Source organism: Paenibacillus sp. J31R98 (assembly GCF_056269245.1).
Map to the genome: position 1 here is coordinate 129,850 of NZ_JBWDNO010000011.1, position 22,326 is coordinate 152,175.

17 protein-coding genes are annotated in these 22,326 nt (G+C 53.6%); all 17 read left to right on the forward strand.

Annotated features, from left to right (window positions below):
- Window positions 1-26 precede the first annotated feature (26 nt).
- The 17 genes from AC0YNX_RS28655 (at window position 27) to AC0YNX_RS28735 (ending at window position 22,325) form a co-directional block, all read left to right on the forward strand.
- Complete coding sequence (locus AC0YNX_RS28655; protein WP_475819123.1) at window positions 27-3,815, forward strand: DNA polymerase III subunit alpha; 3,789 nt, start codon at window positions 27-29, stop codon at window positions 3,813-3,815.
- A 241-nt stretch (window positions 3,816-4,056) separates the two neighbouring features.
- Window positions 4,057-4,551, forward strand: coding sequence for a phosphatidylglycerophosphatase A family protein (locus AC0YNX_RS28660; RefSeq protein ID WP_475819124.1), 495 nt, complete (start codon window positions 4,057-4,059; stop codon window positions 4,549-4,551).
- Between the two features lie 183 nt (window positions 4,552-4,734).
- Complete coding sequence (locus AC0YNX_RS28665; RefSeq protein ID WP_090578748.1) at window positions 4,735-4,929, forward strand: glutamate decarboxylase; 195 nt, start codon at window positions 4,735-4,737, stop codon at window positions 4,927-4,929.
- Between the two features lie 42 nt (window positions 4,930-4,971).
- On the forward strand, window positions 4,972-5,844 hold the full coding sequence (gene accD / locus AC0YNX_RS28670; RefSeq protein ID WP_475819125.1) for an acetyl-CoA carboxylase, carboxyltransferase subunit beta: 873 nt from the start codon (window positions 4,972-4,974) through the stop codon (window positions 5,842-5,844).
- Window positions 5,834-6,841 (forward strand): acetyl-CoA carboxylase carboxyltransferase subunit alpha, encoded by a 1,008-nt coding sequence (locus tag AC0YNX_RS28675; protein WP_475819126.1) that lies wholly within the window; start codon window positions 5,834-5,836, stop codon window positions 6,839-6,841. The genes accD and AC0YNX_RS28675 overlap by 11 nt, the downstream gene beginning before the upstream one ends.
- 57 nt (window positions 6,842-6,898) lie before the next feature.
- The gene (pyk, locus tag AC0YNX_RS28680) at window positions 6,899-8,653 is read left to right on the forward strand and encodes a pyruvate kinase (RefSeq protein WP_475819127.1); all 1,755 of its coding nucleotides are present in this window, start codon (window positions 6,899-6,901) and stop codon (window positions 8,651-8,653) included.
- 87 nt (window positions 8,654-8,740) lie between these two features.
- Window positions 8,741-9,259 carry an acyl-CoA thioesterase gene (locus AC0YNX_RS28685; protein ID WP_475819128.1) on the forward strand — a complete coding sequence of 173 codons (519 nt, stop codon included), beginning with the start codon at window positions 8,741-8,743 and terminating at the stop codon, window positions 9,257-9,259.
- A 1-nt stretch (window position 9,260) separates the two neighbouring features.
- Complete coding sequence (locus tag AC0YNX_RS28690; protein ID WP_475819129.1) at window positions 9,261-9,653, forward strand: FxsA family protein; 393 nt, start codon at window positions 9,261-9,263, stop codon at window positions 9,651-9,653.
- 250 nt (window positions 9,654-9,903) lie between these two features.
- Window positions 9,904-11,034 (forward strand): glycoside hydrolase family 172 protein, encoded by a 1,131-nt coding sequence (locus AC0YNX_RS28695; RefSeq protein WP_475819130.1) that lies wholly within the window; start codon window positions 9,904-9,906, stop codon window positions 11,032-11,034.
- A gap of 85 nt (window positions 11,035-11,119) precedes the next feature.
- Entirely contained in the window at window positions 11,120-12,421 is a 1,302-nt protein-coding gene (locus tag AC0YNX_RS28700; RefSeq protein ID WP_475819131.1) for a glycoside hydrolase family 140 protein, read from the forward strand.
- Window positions 12,422-12,497: 76 nt separating this feature from the next.
- A complete protein-coding gene (locus AC0YNX_RS28705; RefSeq protein WP_475819132.1) occupies window positions 12,498-14,156 on the forward strand; it encodes a glycoside hydrolase family protein in 1,659 nt (552 codons plus the stop codon).
- 20 nt (window positions 14,157-14,176) lie between these two features.
- Window positions 14,177-14,971: a hydroxypyruvate isomerase family protein gene (locus AC0YNX_RS28710; protein ID WP_475819133.1), complete on the forward strand. Its 795-nt coding sequence runs from the start codon at window positions 14,177-14,179 to the stop codon at window positions 14,969-14,971.
- A gap of 313 nt (window positions 14,972-15,284) precedes the next feature.
- The gene (locus AC0YNX_RS28715) at window positions 15,285-16,988 is read left to right on the forward strand and encodes an extracellular solute-binding protein (RefSeq protein WP_475819134.1); all 1,704 of its coding nucleotides are present in this window, start codon (window positions 15,285-15,287) and stop codon (window positions 16,986-16,988) included.
- Window positions 16,989-17,085: 97 nt separating this feature from the next.
- A complete protein-coding gene (locus AC0YNX_RS28720; RefSeq protein ID WP_475819135.1) occupies window positions 17,086-17,982 on the forward strand; it encodes an ABC transporter permease in 897 nt (298 codons plus the stop codon).
- 27 nt (window positions 17,983-18,009) lie between these two features.
- Window positions 18,010-18,882: a carbohydrate ABC transporter permease gene (locus AC0YNX_RS28725; protein ID WP_475819136.1), complete on the forward strand. Its 873-nt coding sequence runs from the start codon at window positions 18,010-18,012 to the stop codon at window positions 18,880-18,882.
- Window positions 18,883-18,963: 81 nt separating this feature from the next.
- Window positions 18,964-20,694: a sensor histidine kinase gene (locus AC0YNX_RS28730; protein WP_475819137.1), complete on the forward strand. Its 1,731-nt coding sequence runs from the start codon at window positions 18,964-18,966 to the stop codon at window positions 20,692-20,694.
- Complete coding sequence (locus AC0YNX_RS28735) at window positions 20,691-22,325, forward strand: response regulator (protein ID WP_475819138.1); 1,635 nt, start codon at window positions 20,691-20,693, stop codon at window positions 22,323-22,325. The genes AC0YNX_RS28730 and AC0YNX_RS28735 overlap by 4 nt, the downstream gene beginning before the upstream one ends.
- Window position 22,326 lies beyond the last annotated feature (1 nt).

The following is a 22,326-nucleotide window of genomic DNA, read 5'->3' on the forward strand; positions in this document are numbered from 1 at the left end:
GTTCTGAAAGAAAGAAGGGACGAACAATGAGCGGCGAACGCGATTTTGTCCATTTGCACGTGCATAGCGAATTCAGCCTGCTCGACGGGGCTGCTCGGATTAAAGACTTAGTGAGCCAAGCTTCTGAGCTTGGCATGAAGGCGCTCGCCTTGACGGATCACGGCGTCTTGTACGGCGCAGTGCCGTTCTATAAAGCTTGTATCGCTAGAGGCATCAAGCCGATTATCGGCTGCGAGGTTTATTTCACGACGGGATCGCGCTTCGACAAGGGCGCGCGCAAGGATAATCCGATCTATCATTTGATTCTTCTGGCGAAGAACGAGACCGGCTACCGAAATCTAATGAAGCTGAGCTCGATCGGGCATTTGGAAGGCTTCCACTATAAGCCGCGGATCGACCTTGAAGTGTTGGCCGAGTATTCGGAAGGTCTGATCTGCCTTAGCTCTTGCTTGGGCAGCGAGATTGCTCAGCACCTGCTGCATGACCGATACGAGCATGCGCTGAAGTCTGCGGAGCGGTACCGCTCGATCTTCGGCGAGGATTTCTATCTGGAGCTGCAAGATCATGGCATGCTGGAGCAGAAGAAGGTGCTGCAGGCGACTCTTCGGCTGGCGCAAGAGACGGGCATACTGACAGTAGCGACGAACGATGTTCACTACTTGAAGCCGATAGATGCGGCCGTTCAAGATGTGTTGATCTGTATCGGCACTGGCAAGACGGTTGAAGACGATGACCGACTGAAGATGATGACGGATCAGATGTATCTCAAGAGCGCGGACGAGATGGCGATGCAGTTCCGTCAAGCGCCGGACGCCGTGGCCCGCACAGTGGAAATTGCGGAGAAATGCAACCTTGAGCTGACGTTCGGACGAGCGCTGCTGCCAAGATTTAGCCCGATTCCAGCGGGAATGAGCTCGGCTGACTACTTGTCCGCACTCTGTCATGAAGGGCTTGAGACACGTTATTCCGGGGAAGCGGCGTGGACTACAGACGCTGGTTATAAGAGCAACATTACAGAACGGCTGGACTATGAGCTAGGCGTTATTGACAAAATGGGCTTCAGCGATTATTTCCTTATCGTGTGGGATTTCATCCGTTTTGCGCATGAGCAGGGCATTCGCACCGGTCCGGGGCGGGGATCGTCCGCGGGCAGTCTGGTGGCTTACACGCTTAATATTACGGATGTCGATCCCATTAAATATAAGCTTCTATTCGAGAGGTTCCTCAATCCGGAGCGGATTACGATGCCGGATATTGATATTGACTTTAATGATGAACGCCGTGACGAAGTCATCAGTTACGTTTCTGCAAAGTATGGCGACGAGCATGTGGCGCAGATCATTACATTCGGTACGATGGCGGCAAAAGCAGCCGTGCGAGACGTTGGCCGAGCGATGGCTGTTCCGTTCGGCGAGGTGGATCGGGCGGCGAAGCTGATCCCGAACCAGCTTGGCATTACACTTGAGGAAGCGATGCGCGTAAGCTCAGAGCTTCGCGAGGCGGCGGAGCGTCAGCCGAAGACAGCCGATCTGCTGCGAATGGCGCTGAAGGTGGAAGGAATGCCGCGCCATGCCTCGACGCATGCGGCAGGCGTTGTCATCTCCGGCGAGCCGCTAACTCATTACGTGCCGCTGCAGGCAGGGAGCGAGAAGACGGCGCTGACCCAATACTCCATGGAGCATCTGGAGTCGGTTGGTCTTCTTAAGATGGACTTCCTCGGCCTGCGCACACTCTCGATTCTTGAGCGAACGCTTGACTGGGTGAAGAAACAGCAGGGAATCACGGTAGATTTCCGCTTCATCCCCGACAATGATCCGGCAACCTACGCGATGCTATCACGGGGCGAGACAACGGGCATCTTCCAGCTCGAGTCCGCTGGCGTTAGGCGTGTGCTGAAAGAGCTGAAGCCAACTCAGTTCGAAGATATCGTCTCGGTCACGGCGTTGTACCGTCCGGGTCCGATGGAGTTTATCCCGAAATATATCTCCGGTAAGCATGGTCTTACCGATGTTGAGTACCCGCATCCGTCTCTTGAACCGATACTTGCCGATACCTACGGCATTATCGTGTATCAGGAGCAAATTATGCAGATTGCATCGACGATGGCGGGCTTCTCGCTTGGCGAGGCGGATCTGCTGCGCCGTGCCGTATCGAAGAAGAAGCGCGAGGTGCTCGACGAAGAGCGCGCTCACTTCGTAGAGGGAAGCTTGCGTCAAGGCTACCCTGAGAAAGATGCGAACGCCGTGTACGATATGATCGTCCGTTTCGCGGACTACGGCTTCCCGCGCGCCCATGCGGCGGCGTATGGCGTGCTCGCGTTCCAGACGGCATGGCTGAAGGCGAATCATCCTGTGCCGTTCATGGCATCCATGCTGGCGTCGGTCACAGGCAGTCAGCGGAAGACAGCGGAATATGTAGACGAATGCCGCCGAATGGGCATCGACGTGCTGCCGCCGGATGTGAACGAGAGCAGCGTGACGTTCACACCAGTGAATGGCGCGGTTCGCTTCGGCCTCGCGTCGATCAAGAACGTTGGGACGCAGGCGATCGAATCTCTCTTGAAGGAGCGGGATGACCGTCCGTTCGAGAGTCTGCTCGATCTTTGCCGGCGCGTTGACCTGCGCGTTGTGAACAAGCGCGTGCTTGAGTCGCTTATTCAAGCAGGCGCATGCGATTCGCTCGGTGGACATCGCGCGCAGCTAGTCGCTGTGCTCGATGAGACCGTCGAAGCGGCGCTGAAGTGGCGCAAGGAGCGCGAGGAGCTTCAGATCGAGCTGTTCGGCTTCGATGAAGTGCAGAACTGGGATGTGGAGATGCCGGAGGTTCCGGCTTATACGACAGGCCAGAAGCTGTCGCTGGAGCGGGATCTGCTCGGCATGTATTTGTCCGGGCATCCGCTTGACGCTTATGAGGCGGAGCTTGAAGAGCTGCCGCTTGATCGTCTCGTTGATCTGACGGAAGTGCCGGAGGGTTCTTTCGCAACCTTGAGCGCGATGGTTGTGTCGGCGAAGCATTTTACGACGAAGAAAGGACAAGCGATGGCCTTCCTTGAAATCGAGGATCGCATTATGCGCGTCGAGGCGGTCGCGTTCCCGACCATCTGGAAGCGTCACTCGGCTGCGCTCGATCCGGGCAGCCTCGTTATTGTTCTCGCCAGCGTGCAGCATCAGGATGAGGATTATAAGCTCCTCATCGAAGATGTGGTGCCGCTTGGCGGCGGCACTGGCATGGGCAGCGCGGCCGACTCGGTGGCCGCAGGAGTTCAGCGGCTGCAGCGGCAAGCCCGCAGCCGCAGCGGCGAAGCCGCGGCGCGCGGCGGTGGCTCCGCGGCCGGCGGCGGCACGGGCTCGCGGCCGGCGCCGGCGGCGCAAGCTCGCGGCGGTGCTGCCGGGGCTTCGCAGGCGGGCAGCGCCGGAGCTGGAGCGGGCGCACCGCGGCAAGCCGCGCCTGCTGCGCAGCCAGCGGCGGCGCACGTGAATGCGCCAGCGCGCAGCGGCAGCGCGCCACAGCAGCCAGCTCCGTCTGCTCAGCCGGCAGTCGCCCGCGGCGGCGGTACCTCGCAGCAACCTGCCGCAACGGCTAAACGGCCGCAGCGCCTATACGTCAAGATCGTCGCAGGGCGCGAAGACTCCGCATCGCTCGCGAAGCTGAAGGCGCTTCTGACGGCAAGCTCAGGAGTCTATGAAACTGTCCTGTTCTATGAGCGCGAAGGACGAACTGTCGCGCTTAGCGACGCCTTCCGCATCAAACCTTCGGAGCAGTTGTTGTCGCAAATCGAGTCGATATTTGGTAAAGGGTCGGCTGTTGTGAAATAATAATGAAAATGGACTCGAATCATCGTTTTGCTGGGCAAGGGTTTACACGGCCTTTTTGCTTAACCAGGCACATGTTGATATGAAGCTGCATACATTAGGAGACACAGAGCCAATAGCAACTCCATTACGTTGCTTAAAGCTTTGTATTCGCCGCTTGTATGGGCTGAAGAAGCCAGGGAACGGAGTTTTGACTCCCCTGTCTCCCCCCAATTCGTACAAGCTGGACAGTGGGGGATGAACAATGTCGTCCGATATGGAGAAATGGCTGAACAGACGCGGTGTTTCGGTAAGCGATGTTGCAGATATTGTATTTTCGCTGCAAAGTCCGTATAATGCGGCTTTGACCTATGAGGAATGCGAAGAAAGCGTGCATGCCGTGCTTGGCAAGCGTGAGGTCCAGTATGTCCTGTTTACAGGCATTGCGCTGGATGAACTGGCGGAGCAGAAGCTGCTGCCCGCGCCGCTGCAAGCGATTATGGAAGCCGATGAGTCGCTCTTCGGCGTTGACGAGACGCTTGCGCTCGGCATTACAAATGTATATGGCATGATCGGACTTACAAGCTTCGGCTATCTGGACAAAGTGAAGCCGGGCATCATTCGTAAGCTTAATGAGAAGGGCACGCATGTGCATGTCTTTCTGGACGATCTCGTCGCAGGACTTGCTGCTGCTGCATCCGCAAGGATCGCACACCAGGATCCGAAAGCGAACCGGTACGAAATCGCAGACACGCCTTAACCCGCGTGAACGCCGCCTTTCGGGTCTGGAATATGCTCACAGTCCTCGCGCCGTTGCGATGAAAACCAAACTTATGGTATCATGATGACATCATATGCCCAATTAACGTGTGTTCATTTTGCGGCTAATGCCTATACAAGTGCGATCAGATGTTCTTTTTATTATTGCAAGGAGGTACCTTTCATGTGGACGGTTATCTATATCGCGCCTACGGCAAAAATTGCGGAGAGCATCAAAAACCGGCTGACCCAAGAAGGGTTTCTCGTGAAAATCAGGCCAATTAACGTATCGAAACAGCAATACGAGATATTGGTCCCATCTGGCGAACTGGAAGAAGTGCAGGAAGTGCTGAACAATATTCTAAACTCGGGGCGGTAATAGCTTGAACTTACTGCGCTCCGCTCCAAAGAGGTGTCACTCGTGTTCAAGGACTTATTTCATAAAAAGAAGTATGCCACAATTCCTTCGGGTCAGCCGCGTACGAAGCCGGATATTCCGGAAGGCTTAATGTCCAAATGCCCGAAGTGCGGCAACATTCAATTTAGCAAAGAAGTCGAGAAAAATTTAAAAGTTTGTCCAGGCTGCGGACATCACTTCCGGCTTAACGCTTGGGAGCGCATTGCCATTACACTCGATGAAGGCAAGCTGACGGAGCTGGACGCGGATCTCGAATCCGTTGATCCGCTTGGTTTCCCAGGTTATGCAAACAAGCTGGAAGCGCAGAAGAAGAGCTCCGGTCTTAAAGATGCGGTTGTAACGGGAGTAGGGACGATCGGCGGTCTGCCGGTCGTCGCCGCTTTCATGAGCTTTGATTTCTTCGCAGGCAGCATGGGTTCCGTTGTCGGTGAGAAGATCACACGTGCAATTGAGTATGCGCATGCGAACAAGCTTCCGCTGATCGTGTTCTCCACCTCAAGCGGCGCTCGTATGCAGGAGAGTATTCTCAGCCTTATGCAGATGGCTAAGACAAGCGCAGCACTCGCGAAGTTCCAAGGTGACGGCGGTCTGTATATTTCCATTATGACTGATCCTACAACAGGCGGCGTCTCCGCAAGCTTCGCATTGCTTGGCGACTTTAATTTGGCCGAGCCCGGCGCGCTTATCGGTTTTGCGGGCCGTATCGTAATTGAACAGACTATCCGCCAGAAGCTGCCGGACAACTTCCAAACCGCGGAGTTTAACCTGCAGCACGGACAGCTGGATAAAGTGGTACACCGTAAAGAAATGAAAGCAACACTTGCGAAATTGCTTGATATGCATTCGGTAAAGGGGGAAATTATCAATGGCGGGTGAGCTGCCGTTTGAGAAGCCGCTTAACGAGCTGCAAAAGAAAGTCGAAGAGCTGAAGAAATTCGGCCTAGAGTCGGGTATTGATTTCAGCGATGAAATCGCCCGTTTGGAAGAACGCTGTAAGCAACTGCAAGAAGATCTGTACAATGAATTGACGCCTGCGCAGAAGATGCACTTAGCGCGCCATCATGGTCGCCCTACAACGCTTGACTACATAGGGACGATTTTTACAGACTTTATTGAGCTTCACGGCGATCGCCTGTTTGCTGACGACCTCGCAATCGTCGGCGGTCTGGCGAAGCTGAACGATGTGCCGGTAACCGTTATCGGTCATCAGCGCGGCAAAGATACGAAGGATAACATTGCCCGTTTCTTCGGAAGTCCGCATCCGGAAGGGTTCCGCAAGGCGCTCCGCTTGATGCAGCAGGCGAACAAATTTGGCCGCCCGATCGTAACGTTTATCGATACGAAAGGCGCTTATCCAGGCAATACAGCGGAAGAACGCGGTCAATCCGAAGCGATTGCCCGTAATTTGCGTGAGATGGCCATGTTCGGTGTTCCGATTATCTGCGTCGTCATCGGCGAAGGCGGAAGCGGCGGTGCACTCGGACTGGGCGTTGGTAACCGTGTATTGATGCTCGAGAACGCGATTTATTCGGTTATTTCTCCGAATGGTGCGGCATCTATACTATGGAAAGATGCCTCTCGCGCTGACGAGGCAGCTGCTGTGATGAAGATTACGGCTGCTGACTTGAAGGGCTTCGGCATCATTGAAGAGATTATCGCCGAGCCGCAAGGCGGAGCGCATCGTGATCTGGCCGAGCAATCGGAGACGATCAAAGAAGCGATCTGGCGTCACCTTGGCGAACTGTCAAAACTTTCGTCCGAGGAATTGATCGAAGACCGGTACGAGAAATTCCGCCGCATCGGGGAGTTCCGCTCACCGGAGCCGGATGCTGATATCGAGCAGATTCAAGAGGCTGAATCGGCTAGCGTTTAATTAATGACTGTATAACGACAATGTGATCGTTTAGACACGGAGGATGGAAAATTACTTATGCGTAAAACGAAAATTGTATGTACGATCGGGCCTTCCAGCGAATCGCTCGAAAATACGAAGAAACTGATTAACGCGGGCATGAACGTTGCTCGTCTGAACTTCTCCCACGGCGACTTCGAAGAGCACGGCAACCGGATCAAGAACATTCGTCAAGCTTGCCAAGAGCTTGGCAAAACAGTTGCGATCCTGCTTGATACGAAAGGTCCAGAAATTCGTCTGGGCAAATTGAAAGAAGAGCCGATTGAGCTCGATCAAGGCGATACGATTACATTGACGACGGAAGAAATTCTCGGCGACCGTAACCGTATTCCTGTTACGTACTCGAACCTTCCTGCTGATGTAGAGGCAGGCTCGACGATCCTGATCGACGACGGTTTGATCGGCCTGACGGTTGAAGAAGTCGAAGGCACTGAGATCAAATGCCGCATCGTTAACAGCGGTCCAATCAAGAGCAAGAAAGGTGTAAACGTTCCTGGCGTACACATCTCCTTGCCTGGTATTACGGAGAAGGATGCGAACGATATCATCTTCGGTATCGAACAAGGCATCGATTTCATCGCAGCATCGTTCGTGCGTAAAGCGACGGACGTGCTCGAAATCCGTGAGCTGCTTGAGAAGCATAACGCAAGCCACATCCAGATCATCTCGAAGATCGAGAACCAGCAAGGCGTTGACAACCTGGACGAGATCCTTGAAGTGTCCGACGGCCTTATGGTTGCGCGCGGCGACCTCGGCGTAGAAATTCCTGCTGAAGAAGTACCGCTCGTTCAGAAGAAAATGATCCAAAAATGTAACCTGGCAGGTAAGCCGGTAATTACAGCTACACAAATGCTCGATTCCATGCAGCGCAACCCGCGTCCGACACGTGCGGAAGCAAGCGACGTTGCGAATGCGGTCTTCGACGGCACTGACGCGATTATGCTTTCCGGTGAGACAGCTGCCGGCAAATACCCGGTTGAGTCGGTTCAAACGATGTCCCGTATCGCAGTTCGTGCGGAAGAGACGCTGAACTACCGTGAGATCTTCACGCGTCAAGCGAATGCGCAGCAAAAAACAGTAACAGAAGCAATCAGCCAAGCTGTTGCCAACTCTGCTCTTGATCTGAACGCGAAAGCGATTATCACATCGACAGAGAGCGGCTACACAGCACGGATGATTTCCAAATACCGTCCGAAATCGCCGATTATCGCAGTAACGCCTGTTGAGCAAGTTATGCGCCGTTTGGCTCTGATCTGGGGCGTAACGCCAGTGCTTGGTACACCTGCTGAAACAACGGATGAAATGTTCGACATCGCGGTTCAAGGCGGCATCAGCTCCGGCATGGTGAAGCTTGGTGATACAGTTATCATCACAGCTGGCGTACCGGTTGGCCGTTCCGGCTCGACGAACTTGATCAAGATTCACACAATTGGCGAGATGATCGCTAAAGGTCAAGGGATCGGCACTCAAAGCGCGACAGGTAAAGTGGTTGTAGCTCGCACTCCTGGAGAGGCTATCGCGAAAACAACAGAAGGTTCGATTCTTGTGACTGTCTCGACAGACAAAGAATATATGCCTGCGATCTCCAAAGCAGCAGCAGTGATCACGGAGCAAGGCGGCATCACTAGCCACGCGGCGATCGTTGCGCTTAACCTTGGAATCCCTGTTATTCTAGGTGTTCAGAATGCACTTGAGCTTCTACACGACGGTTCGGAAGTAACGGTTTACGCAGAAGTTGGCGTTATCTATTCCGGCCAAGCTAAAGTGATGTAATAGGTTTATCAAAAAAGCGATGGTGCGGAAGCGCCGTCGCTTTTTTTTAACTAGGAATCAATTTGAGGATAAAGGGCTGATGAGGGCATGACGGAAGCAGACAAAGAGAACGTTCTCTGGCATTTGCATCCCCTTCGCGTTCGCTATCAAGAAACGGATCAGATGGGCGTTGTGTTTCATGGGAACTACGTGACATGGTTTGAAATTGGCCGTACGGAGCTCGTTCGTGCTTTGGGGATGACGTATGACAGGGTAGAGAAGCAGGGACTGCTTCTTCCTGTCGTGGATTTGGATTGTGCTTATGTCTCCCCGGCTCGGTATGATGATACTGTCGTCGTATATACGAAACTGGAACAATTCTCGCCTACTCGGGTATCATTCCGATCGCAGATTCGTCTCATGGATGAAACAGATGTCGAGCGTGTGAAATGGTATATTGGAGCTGAGCCGCCGGGTAAGCTGCTTGTCCGAGGCGGTACCCGGCATGTATGGGTCAATCTGGATTGGCGACCGGCAAGACTCGACAGGCTGCTGCCTGAGTTGTACGAGCTTATGAAGGCAGCCTCGGCAGGTATAGTGCCTAATCAAGGGGAAGGAGGCAGCTAATATGCTAAAATGGATCATTGCCGCAATCATCATCGTTCCTGCCGTCGAGATGTGGGGCATTATTAAGGTAGGCCATATGATCGGCGGCTGGCCGACCTTCGGTCTTATTCTCTTAACAGGATTTGCTGGGGCGCAGCTGGCGAGACTTGAGGGACGCAAAGCGCTGATGGATGTCCAAGCACAAATCCAAAGCGGCAGGCCGCCGGGGCATGCCATGCTGAATGGAGTTTGTGTATTGCTCGGAGGTCTGCTGTTGCTCATGCCAGGCTTCTTTTCGGATATCATAGGCCTCACGCTCCTATTCCCGTTGACACGTCCGTTCTATCGCTTGATGATACTCCGTTGGCTGGAGAAGAAACTTCGTAGTGGCTCGCTTACGATTCGAAGAAGATAAAAGCCAGTAATTCTATCCTATACCTATTCCAAGTGAAGGTGCCGCAGCAGGTGGCGTGCCCTTCGCTTTTTTTGTGTTGGATACATGGTGCAGGCAGTGCAGGTATCGTTAATTCGCCCAATGTAAATAAAGAGCAAGGAATGTCAATCGTTTCAGGTAGAGCGAGCCATGCAACGCACTTACAATAGAAGTAAGGGTATTCGAAAGGTGGAAACGATCGAATAGGGTACTTCAGAGGAGGAGCTTAACGATGACAGCGCTTGATTCCATCTATCAGGTAAAGAACGGACGCAGAACGAAACGAATTTCGAGCTATGACCGGTCCGGGCTCAATAAAGACTCGATTGCAATTGCTGCGGGAGAGGTTAGCGAAATTGCTCGCATCGGAGGGGCGGGCGTGATTCGTCATATTTGGCTCACGATGAATTGCGCGGACCGAATGATTCGGCGCAATGCGGTGCTGCGCATGTATTGGGACGGTGAAACCGAGCCGAGCGTGGAATCGCCGATCGGCGATTTCTTCGGGCAAGGATGGGGAGAAAACTACAATTTTGCATCGTTGCCGCTTGCTGCGGCGCCTCATAAGGGCCAAGCGCTGAATTGCTATTTTCCGATGCCGTTCGGTGAGGGAGCCGTCATTACGATCGAGAATGAATCCGATGAACCGATCGAGTCCTTCTATTACTACATCGATTATGAGGAACACGACGCGATGTCGGAGGACGCAGGCAGATTTCATGCGCAGTGGCGGCGGGAACTGACGGAAGCCGATCAGGTGGACGGAGAGAACGAAGGCTTGGAGCTCGTGCCGCAGCAACCGAACTGCTCCGATGTAGACAACTACGTAATCGCCGATATTCGTGGCAAGGGTCATTTTGTCGGTATCAACTATTATGTCGATAATCCAAGTCCGATGTGGTACGGAGAAGGAGACGATATGTGGATGATCGACGGCGAACAATGGCCGGGATCGATGCACGGAACCGGAACGGAGGATTTCTTCAACACTGCATGGTGTCCGAAGGAAGTTTATTTGCACCCGTATTTTGGCTGTGCCAGAGTGAACGGAGAAACCGGATTTCTCGGGCGGACGCATGTTTATCGATTTATGCTGGAGGATCCTGTCTACTTCGAGAAGTCGCTGCGCGCCAGCATCGAGCACGGGCACAACAACGCGCTTACGCTTGATCTGGCAACCGTTGCCTATTGGTACCAGCTCGAACCGCATCAGACTTTCTCCAAGCTTCCAGGCAAGGAAGGTAGGCAAAATAAGCCGATTATCAATTTGCACGATATCCATTATTGGCGGCAGGAGTACCGCAAAGCATTCGGTAATGGAACGACGCTGTGGGGGAACGAATGGCGATCGAAGCAGGACTAGCCCAGCAAGCAATGTCAACATCGTCATCTAGAACGGGCGGCGATCGGTCCACTATACTTTCTTTTATAAGGCGGTTGAGTACCCGATGATCAAGCTATCTGACAACAAACGATTTTTGACTTATCAGGATGGGAAACCGTTCTTCTACCTCGGCGATACGGCCTGGGAATTGTTCCATCGTCTTACCCGCGAAGAGATCGCAGCGTATTTGGAGAACCGCAGTGCCAAGCGCTTTACGGTCCTTCAAGCGGTTATATTGGCGGAAATGGACGGCATCGAGGAGCCCAACGCTTATGGCGATGTGCCCCTGCGGAGGAATGAGTCAGGCGCATTCGATCCGACGCTGCCGGCGGTAAATCCGGATGGCTACGATTATTGGCAGCATGTCGACTATGCGGTCGATAAAGCCGCTTCCCTAGGAATGGTCATGGGGCTTGTGCCGACATGGGGAGACAAGGTAACGCTCGGCAATCCGTATGCCAAGGGGCCGGAGCTGTTCGATGTCGACAATGCGCGGGCATTCGGCCGTTATGTCGGCGCGCGATACAAGGAATGCCCGAACATCGTATGGATTTTGGGCGGTGACCGCAATCCGGACTCGAAGCTCGCCGTATGGCGCGCGTTGGCAGAAGGATTGCGCGAGGGTGACGGTGGCAGTCACCTGATTACCTATCATCCGCTTGGCGGGTATTCCTCGTCGATTTGGTTTCATCACGATGAGTGGCTCGATTACCATACGAATCAGTCGGGACATGGCGCCAGGCATTTGGACAACTACAATATGATAGCAAAGGATTATCACATCTATCCCCCTAAGCCGACGTTTGACGGGGAGCCCCGCTACGAGGGTCATTCGGTCAATTGGAGCGATGAAGCTGGCTATTTCACGGATTACGACATTCGACAGGCCGCTTATTGGGCCGTCTTGGCCGGTGCATTCGGGCACACTTACGGCCATACGAGCGTGTGGCAGCTGTTTGAGCCGGGCCGGCCGGCGTACAGTGGTGCAAAGCTGCATTGGCGAGAGGCGCTGGACAGCCCGGGAGCGGAACAAATGCGACATTTCCGTGCGTTATTCGAATCGAGACCCTTTCTCCAGCTCGTGCCTGATCAGCAGATAATCGTGAATGCGCTTACCGGATCGGATCATATCCGGGCGGCACGAGGCGACAGTTACATCTTCGTATACAGCGCGAGCGGGCAATCCTTCGAGCTCCTCATGGGTAGAATTCCGGGCAGCCGGCTGCTGGGGCACTGGTACGATCCGCGGTCGGGACGATCGACTGCGCTGACCAAGAAGGTGGCGAATAGCGGCAGAGCTTTGTTCACGCCTCCATCATCCGGCATCGGCGAAGATTGGGTGCTCATCTTGGATGCAGAGGAATAGGAAGAGAAGTAAGAATCGCCTGAACTGAAGCGATGAACAGAAGGAACAAGCTTAACTTTGAATGGAGGAATATTCGATGAAAGCCATACCACTGGAGCGCATTTCGCTTGAAGGCGATCTGCGAGACCGTCTGACGGCCAGCGCTTCGCGTCTAGCCGACTCGCTGTACGGGCCGGACGAGGTATTCAAGCCGGCGACCTATGATTGGCCAGGCGATAATGAAGGCAGAACGCTGCTTGCCCAAGCGTTGACTGCCCGCGCCACGGGTACGGAGCCGCTGCACACGGCAGCGATTATGGCCAAGCTGCCGGAGGCGGTGAATGAACGCGGCTATTTTGGCCGCATATTGCCTGACGGGATGACGGACGAACAACAGCTTTCGGGCAACAGCTGGTATTTGCGTGCGCTTGCTGAGCTGTACGTGTGGAAGCGGGAGCCTGACGTTCTCCATCAAATCGAACGCGTCGTCAAGGGATTGATTCTTCCTGCCAAAGCGCATTTCGCGTCTTACCCGACCGATCCTCAGGAACGTGCGATCGACGGGGAGGCCGCAGGGTCGCTGGGGGAAAAGCCGGTTCGGAACTGGTACTTGTCAACGGATATTGGCTGCGCGTTTATTATGCTTGACGGCGCCACTCATGCTTACGAGTTGCTAGGCTGGCCGGAGCTGAAAGCAACGATCGAGGAGATGATACGGAAATTTCTATCGATCGATCTGTTGGGAATCAGCGCGCAGACTCATGCGACGCTGTCGGCGCTGCGTGGAATACTCCGCTATTACGGTATGAGCGGCGATGCCGGTCTGCTAGCTGAGGCTGAGCGAGTATTCGAGCTGTACGTCCAGAAGGGGATGACGGAGAACGGCGCTAACTACAATTGGTTCAACCGGCCTTGGTGGACAGAGCCTTGCGCGGTCGTCGATTCGTTCGTCGCTTCAGTCGAGCTGTGGCGAGCCACTTCGAAGCCTCACTACCTGGAGACAGCCCACATGATTTATTTCAACGCCATGAGTCACGGCCAGCGGCCGAACGGCGGCTTCGGCTGTGATAACTGTGCGGGCGCGACTGAGCGCGAGCTGTATGCGCTGGACAATGTATATGAAGCGTATTGGTGTTGCACGATGAGGGGCGGCGAGGGACTCGCGCGCGCGGCGGAATACGGCTACTGGGTGGACGGAAGCCGGGTATCGGTGCCGTTCTATCATAACGGAATTGCTAGCCTTGCATGGGATGACGGAGAAGCGGTCATTCGCCAGACAACTTCGTATCCGTATCGGGGGCATGCAGGGTTTGAGGTGCTGAGCGCCTCGTCGTCCTGCACCGCAACGCTCCGTTTCTACGTTCCGCAGCATACGGTTCCGGGAACGTCGGCCGTCAGCATGAACGGTGTACGATTGGATGCCGTGAGCGAGAACGGTTATCTGGAGATCCAGGTCGAGCTAGTTACAGGCATGCGCTTGGAGCTGCAATTCGAACTCGGACTGACGCGCGTTCCTGCGCATTCACCAGGATTTCCGAATGCCGTTACGATGCGTCATGGAGCGCTGCTGCTGCGGAGCAAGTGGAATCAAGAGGAGTCGAATGGCAATGAATCGGAGTTTGGCTCGTTGACCTATGCTGAGGAAGGCGTGTACACGGATGCCACTGGTTCCGTCGTTCTATCGCCGGTGTTCGTGCCAATTCGCCAGAGCAACAAAGAAACGACGCTGGAGCATAAAACGATTCTGTTCACATAAACGAGGAGGCAGGAGCAGTTATGAAATTTTCTGTATCTTTAGGTGCGGTGTTTGGCAATAGCAGCATGTCCACGGAGGAGAAAATTAGAAAATCAGCGGAGCTCGGGTTTCCGGCGATCGAGTTCTGGCAATGGTGGAGCGAGGATCTGGAGCTGGTCGAGCGGGTCACGAAGGAATGCGGCATCACGGTCGCATCCGTCTGTACCCGATTCGTATCGCTCGTCGACGCTGAGCGAAGAGCGGAATATATCGAGGGGCTGAAGGAGAGCATCGCGGCGGCGCGGCGTCTTGGATGCCGCTATCTGATCAGCCAGACCGGCGACGAGCTTGCCGGCGTTAGCCGCTCCGTACAGGCCGCTTCCTTGGTGGCGGGTTTGAAGCTGGCTGCGCCTCTGCTAGAGGAGGCCGGCGTGACGCTCGTCGTGGAGCCGCTCAATACGCGGGTCAACCACCCTGGTTATTATTTGCAAACGACTGAGGAAGCGGCTGCCCTGATCGGGGAAGTGAACAGCCCGAATGTCAAAGTGCTCTACGACGTCTATCATCAGCAGATTACGGAAGGCAATCTGATTCCCAATATACGTGCGCATATGGACGTCATCGATTATTTCCATATCGCCGACCATCCCGGCCGCCACGAAATCGGGACCGGTGAAATCAATTATGAGAACGTGCTTAGCGCCATCAAGGAAATCGGATTCACCGGTTATATCGGATTAGAATATTTCCCGTCGGCAGAGGCGACCGAAACTCTTCGACAATTGCTGCGCACATACGGAAGCTTGGTAGAACCGGCAGCTGCAGCAATTAAATAGGCTCACTTAGCATTTTTGCTAGCTTTAAAAGAAATAATAAAGGAGATAAACAACTACATCTGCTTAACTCCTTTCAGAGTGTCGATAAGTCCACAGGACTTTTCGGCACTTTAATTTTAACGTGAAGGCCAGGCGGAGCCATTCAAGTCATCTTCGCGACCGGACTTTATAAGGACAATATTTACATTGCTGATCTAGTGTTTACAAAAGTAAACAGATGTCATGACGAGTCAATACTTTCATATTTCTTGACTGGTCGTTCTCCGTTATGATGAGGCAGCAAGATAAAAATAACATAGGGAGGCAACAAGCATTGAAACACTCGAATAAGCTCGCTATGCTCTCACTGATTATCGTTCTTACTGTCGTTACGGCTTGCTCAAAGTCGAATGATGCCGGCAGCGGAGACGCGAATGGCAACGCGGCTGCGGCGAACAAAGGCAATGCAGATTCAGCACCGGTCGATATCAACGCGAAATACGATCCGCCGATAACGGTGACAACCGTACGGGATCAAGACGCTTCGATCGCATTCAAGCAAGGCGAAGATTTTGACAATAATAACTGGACAAAAGCTTATCAAAACGAGCTTGGCATTACGGTCAAGCACAGCTGGATCGTACCGAGCGATCAATATGACGCGAAACTGAATATTGCAATCGCTTCCAACGATTTGCCGGATATATTCAAGGTCAACGGCTCCCAACTGAAGCAGCTTGTCGATGCGGGCATGCTGGCGGATTTGACCGACGTTTATCAAAAATACGCCTCCGATCTGACGAAAAACTCCATCGAGTCCGGTCCGCTGGCGAAAGCGGCGGCTACGTTCGATGGCAAGCTGATGGCGATTCCGCCGGATGAAAGTGGATACGAGGGCGGGATCAACCTGCTATATCTTCGTTCTGATTGGATGAAGAAGCTGAACCTGACGACGCCGAAGACGTGGGCGGATCTGGAGAAAGTGATGGATGCGTTCGTCAATCAGGATCCGGACGGCGATGGCAAGAAGGATACGTTCGGCCTATCGCTCACGAAGGATTTGTACAAGAACGGCGTGGCGGAATCGACCGGCGTGTTCAATGCCTTCGGCTCGCACCCGAATATCTGGATGGCAGGCGCGGATGGCAAAATCGTCTACGGCGGCATCCAGCCGGAGACGAGAACTGCGCTTCTGAAGCTACAGGAAATGTACAAGAAAGGCTGGATCGACCCTGAATTCGGGGTGAAAGACAGCGGCAAGGTCGGCGAAGATTTTGCCAATAATAAGATAGGGGTCGACTATGGCGCACTATGGAATCCGCTGTGGCCGCTGCAAGATACGGTCACGAAGAACCCGAACGCGGACTGGAGCGTATCTCCTGCGGTGTCGGCAACTGATAAACCGGTGCAATATTCGGCCGATCTCAGCTTTAACGAGTTCATGGTCGTGAACAAAAACATGAAAAACCCGGAGGCGCTCATCAAGTTGATGAACTTTGCCAACGACAAGCTCTACGGCGGCACGGCCGATCCGAAAGTGTTCCATTCCGACAAAATCGGAGACAAGCAGTACGATTATTTCAAAGAAAACGTCGTCAGAGTCGGCGGCTCCAACCCGATTGGCGGAAACTTCGGCCACTACAAGAAAGTAACGGCGGCACTGTCAGCGAAAGATCCGGCTGGACTGAATCCGGAGCAGAAGGACTACTACGACAAAATCGTTGCTTATAACGGTGGCGACCGCACGGCATGGGGAACGATGCGCGTCTTCGGACCCGAGAGCGCCTACAGCACGATCGAAGGCGTCTACCAGAATAAAGATCAGAACTTGAAATTCACGAAGTTCTACGGAGCTCCGACGAAGACGATGGCATCGAAAAAGTCGACGCTGGACAAAATGCAACTCGAAACTTTCACCAAAATCATTCTTGGCGCGCCGATCGAAGAATTCGATAAGTTCGTCGAGGACTGGAAGAAACTTGGCGGCGACCAAATTACGCAGGAAGTAAACGAATGGTCGGCACAGCAAGGTAAATAACGCCGATGCGGTTCGGGAAAAGAAGGAGAACGATGGAGGTTCGACAACCGTTCTTCTTCTTTCTCTAACCGAACCAACCGAATTTGGAGGACGAACAATGAATAAAACTCGAGTCAGCCAGCTGCCGTTCCACCTCATGCTTCTGCCGGGCGTCGTCCTGGTGCTCATCTACAGCTACGGTCCGATGTTCGGCATCATCATGTCGTTTCAGCAGTATATTCCGGCCAAAGGCTTCGCCGGCTCCGATTGGATCGGCTTGGAAAATTTCCGCTACGTGCTGGATATGCCAGATACCTTCACGGTACTGTGGAACACGATATACATTGCCATGATGAAAATCGTAGCGGGACTCGTGTTTCCGATTCTGGTCGCGCTTCTTCTGAACGAGGTGCGCAAAAACGCCGTCAAGCGGACGATTCAAACGTTGATCTATCTTCCGCATTTCCTGTCCTGGATCATTCTGGGCGGCATTCTGATTGACGTGCTGTCTCCGTCATCGGGTATCGTAAACCATTTTCTCGGTATCTTCGGCATCAAACCGATCTTCTTCCTTGGCGACAATCATTGGTTTCCGTTTACGATCGTCATCAGTGACATGTGGAAGGAATTTGGTTTCGCGACGATCGTTTATTTGGCAGCCCTGACCTCGATCAATCCGGTGCTCTATGAGGCCGCGATCGTAGACGGCGCAAGCCGGTGGCGCCAAACGCTGCATGTTACGCTGCCCGGCATTACGCCGATTATCGTCCTGCTGCTGACGCTAAGTCTCGGTAACGTGCTCAACGCAGGTTTCGACCAAATCTTCAACCTTTACTCGCCGCAAGTGTATGACAGCGGAGACATCATCGACACGATGGTATATCGGCTTGGATTAGTGGATGCGCAATTTGGTCCGGCTGCCGCGGTAGGGCTCTTCAAGTCAGTCGTTTCCTTTGTCTTCATCTCGGTTTCCTATTTGCTAGCTTATCGTTTCGCTAACTACCGCATCTTCTAGAGGGGAGCATGCCGCTTGGACTTTCATATGACTACCGGACAAAAGACGTTCAATGTACTGAATCAGATTTTTCTGATCGCACTCTCCGTGCTTTGCATCCTGCCGCTCATTCATGTGCTGGCGATATCGTTCAGCGACAAGACGGCCGCATCGGCGGGCGATGTCGTGCTGTGGCCTGTTCATTTCACATGGCAATCCTATTCGTACGTGCTAGGCAAACCTGAATTCATGCACGCGTTCTGGATCACGCTCGAGCGAGTAGCGCTCGGCCTGCTGGTCAACATGTTTCTGACGATTCTGCTCGCCTATCCGCTATCCAAGGAAGTGCGGGTATTCAAATACAGGACCGTGTACGCATGGTTCTTCGTCCTGACGATCCTGTTCAGCGGCGGTTTGATTCCGACCTATATGATCGTCAACCAGACCCATCTCATCGATACGATCTGGGCTTTGATTATTCCCGGCGCGGTTCCGGTATTCAACGTAATCCTGCTCCTTAACTTCTTCCGAGGTTTGCCTAGGGAGCTGGAGGAGGCTGCGTTCGTCGACGGCGCCAAGCAGTGGACGGTGCTGTGGCGGCTGTTCGTGCCACTCTCTATGCCGGCTTTGGCGACAATCTCGCTGTTTACGATCGTTGGCCATTGGAATTCGTGGTTCGACGGGCTCATTTACATGAACAAGCCCGAGCATTACCCACTGCAAAGCTACTTGCAGACCGTAATCATCAAGACTGATCTTGCCATCCAGTCGGCCAAAGATTTGGACTCGTTGGCGCAGGTGTCAGAGCGAACAAGTAAAGCGGCGCAAATCTTCATGGGTGCGCTTCCGATCCTGATCCTCTATCCATTCCTGCAGCGCTTTTTCGTCAAAGGCATCGTGCTTGGAAGCGTAAAAGAGTAAAGCGATACGACTTTTCTGCATGTATGGCGTATACATGATGATTAATTCCGAAGGGAAGTCGATGAAATGCTACGCCTGAAAATGCCGAAAATCGCTATCTTTTACAAGCTCGTCATCGTTCTGCTGCTCGTGATTGCCCCGTTATACGGAATCAGCATGTATTTGAACCAGCAGAGCGAAGCGAGCGTGCGTAGTGAAATCTCCGACTCCATGCAGTCCCGAGTCCATTTCTATATTCAGTCGCTTGTCGTTGAGCTTGACCGGATCCAGCGGCTGCAGCGGGAATTCATCAATGACGATGACCTGCAGAAGCTGAGCGTTGCGAGCCCGGTTATGTCCGATCTGGAGCGGACCATGGCGATGATTCGACTGCAGAAGCGGCTGGTGCTTGTGAAAAACTCCAGCAATTACATCGACAGCGTCAATGCGTATGTACCAAGCCTCGGCAAAGTGATCAATTCAAACAATATCTATATTACAGCTAGTCAGGAGCAGCTTCGACCGTTGTTTAATGCGTCGCTGCTTCATCTGACACTTGTCCCGCTCGCGAACGAAATGTTTATTTGCCAGCAGTATCCGGATACGCGAGATCTCAGCGCACTCAGCTTCTTTCTTTATCTCGAGCTGTCGAAGCAGGCGATTAAACAGGAGCTGACGCAATTTATCACGTTCAACGAAGAACAGGCGATCCTGTTCGGAAGCGACTTGGAATGGGCGATAACGACGGATGGCAACGCGGAGCGCGCGGAGGCGATCAAATCGATCGCAAAGTCCAGCATCGACGAGGGCAAGCAGGGAATGAATGCGTTTACTTATGACAATAAGCGCTATATTTTGACGCTTGAGCATTCGTCTGCAGTGGACATGACGCTGCTCATGTATACGCCCGAGAAAAACGCGCTCGGTCCGATTCAGAAGTACAATACGTGGTTCTGGGTGCTGTCCCTGTCGTCGGTGCTGATCGTGGTGGTCTTCTCTTACTGGATCTACAGAATGATTCACCGCCCGCTCAAACAGCTTGTCCGATCATTCCGTAAAGTGGAGAAGGGCAATCTGGACGTGAAATTGACGTTGAACAGCAACGATGAATTCGAGTATTTGTACGCGCAGTTCAATTCGATGCTGAGTCAATTGAAAATATTGATCGAAGAAGTGTACGTGGAGAAAATTCATTCGCAGAAGGCGGAGCTGAAGCAACTGCAAGCGCAGATCAATCCGCATTTTCTGTATAACAGCTTCTTTATTCTGAATCAAATGGTGAAGCTTGAGGATTATCCAAAGCTGAAGCCCTTTACGAAGCATCTCGGTAATTACTTCAAATTCATTACCAGGAACGCATCAGACGATGTTCCGCTCAGAGAGGAATTGGAGTTCGCGAGGGCGTATCTCGAGATTCAAAAAATCCGCTTCGAGGATCGTATCATCGCGGAAGTAGATGAGCTGCCGGATAACATGGCAAGCGTGTTCGTGCCGCGGCTGACGCTGCAGCCGATTATCGAGAATTCGTATAAATACGGACTCGAGGATGTAGGCAACGGCGGTCAGCTATGCGTGCGGTTCTTGCATGCCGCCGATCAGCTTGTCATCGAGATTGCGGACAACGGGAAAGGCATGAGCGACGAGGACCTGTGGAACTTGAACCGCAAGCTGACCGATCCGCCTCCCCATATCGAGAGTACGGGAATTATTAACGTGCATAAGCGGCTGCGGCTGAAATACGGACCGGAGAGCGGCGTCAAAGCATCAATAGACGGCAAGCTCGGAGGTTTGAAGATTAGCCTCTATATTCCCGTAAAGGAGAAGATTCAATGATGCTGCATCGGATGCTTATCGTAGATGACGAGCCGTACATCGTGAACAGCTTGCGCGAGCTGTTCGAGGAAGCCCAGCAGCTCAAGCTTGACCTGTACACGGCGAATTCTGCGGCGGAAGCGCTGGACTGGCTCGGGAAGACGAGAATCGACATCGTCTTGTCGGACATCCGCATGCCAGGGATGTCGGGACTCGAGCTGCTAGAGCGGATTCGCGAGCAATGGCCGTCCTGCAAGGTCATCTTCCTGTCGGGACACAATGAATTCGGTTACGTGCAGGCTGCTATCCAGAACGGCAGCGCAGGCTATTTGCTCAAGACCGACGACGAGGAAGACATCATCCGCACGGTGGAGAAAGCGGTCCGTGAGCTGACCAGCGAGCGGTCGATCAACGGCTTCATTGACCAAGCGAAGGAACAGATGCGTAAGGCGCTCCCTGTCCTGCAGCGGGATTTATTGAATGCCATGGCCGAGGGTGAGGTGGCGAGCGAAGCGATCCGCGCAAGACGGTTTGGAGAGCTTGAGTTGAAGCTGTCTGCATCCCAGCCCGTCATGCTCGTGGTTGGCCGGGTCGACCGATGGGGAGACAGTTATACTTCGGTTGATAAAGAGCTGCTGTTGTACGCGGTGCAAAATATTGCCGTTGAAGTGCTGAGCCATTCGGCTGTGATGGCAACGGCAGTAATCGACCGTTCGCGGTTCATGTGGCTGCTGCAGCCGGATGGCGAAGGTCGTCCGGAGAGCGCTTCATGGGTCCGATTCGTCCAGGAATCGCTCGATTTCATTCAGGACCGGTGCAAAACGCTGCTACATGTGCCGTTGTCGCTCAGCTCTACCGTACAGCCATTCGCATGGGAAGAGCTGTCCGCGAAATACGCCCATCTGTCCCGACTGCTCATCCGCGGACTTGGAGAGGGCGACGAAATGCTCCTCTACGAGATTAACGAGAATGCGGTGGACGAGGGTGAAGCAGCCGATTCGCGCAAGGAGACGACTGCCCATCAACGGCGGGTTAGGCTCAACCAGCTCCGTACGCTGCTGGAGAGCGGTCAAAGCGCTCCGTTCGACAGCTTGTTCGCCGAGGCGCCTGGACTGCAGTACGAGGAGCTGCAAGAAATTTATTATTCGGCGGCAACGATGATTTTGTCCCAAATAAATCGCTGGAATGCGTACGCTCGAATCGCTGAGCGGCTGCCGATGAACCGGCTGTTCGCGCTCGATGCCCATTCCTCCTTGCAGGAGGCCGGCCGTTATTTGCGGCGAATGGCCGATGCGCTCTCCGAGTTTCTCGCGGAAGACAACTCCGAGAAAAGTAACGAAGTCGTCGAGAAGCTTCATCGGTATATCCACGCCCATATCGACGGCGATTTGTCGCTCGTGCGGCTCGCCGACGAAGCGGAGCTGAACTCCAGCTATCTGTGCCGCTTGTATAAGCAGCTTACCGGTATCGGATTGTCCGATTACATCACCGACGCGAAGCTGGCGCTGGCCAAACAACTGCTCGGGGAGACCAGCCTGAAGGTGGGCGAGGTTGCGGTTCGGATCGGCTTCGACTCGGGTTACTTCTCCCGCTTTTTCAAGAAAAGCACGACGCTGACGCCTCAAGAATACCGCGAGAAAGTAACCCAATAAA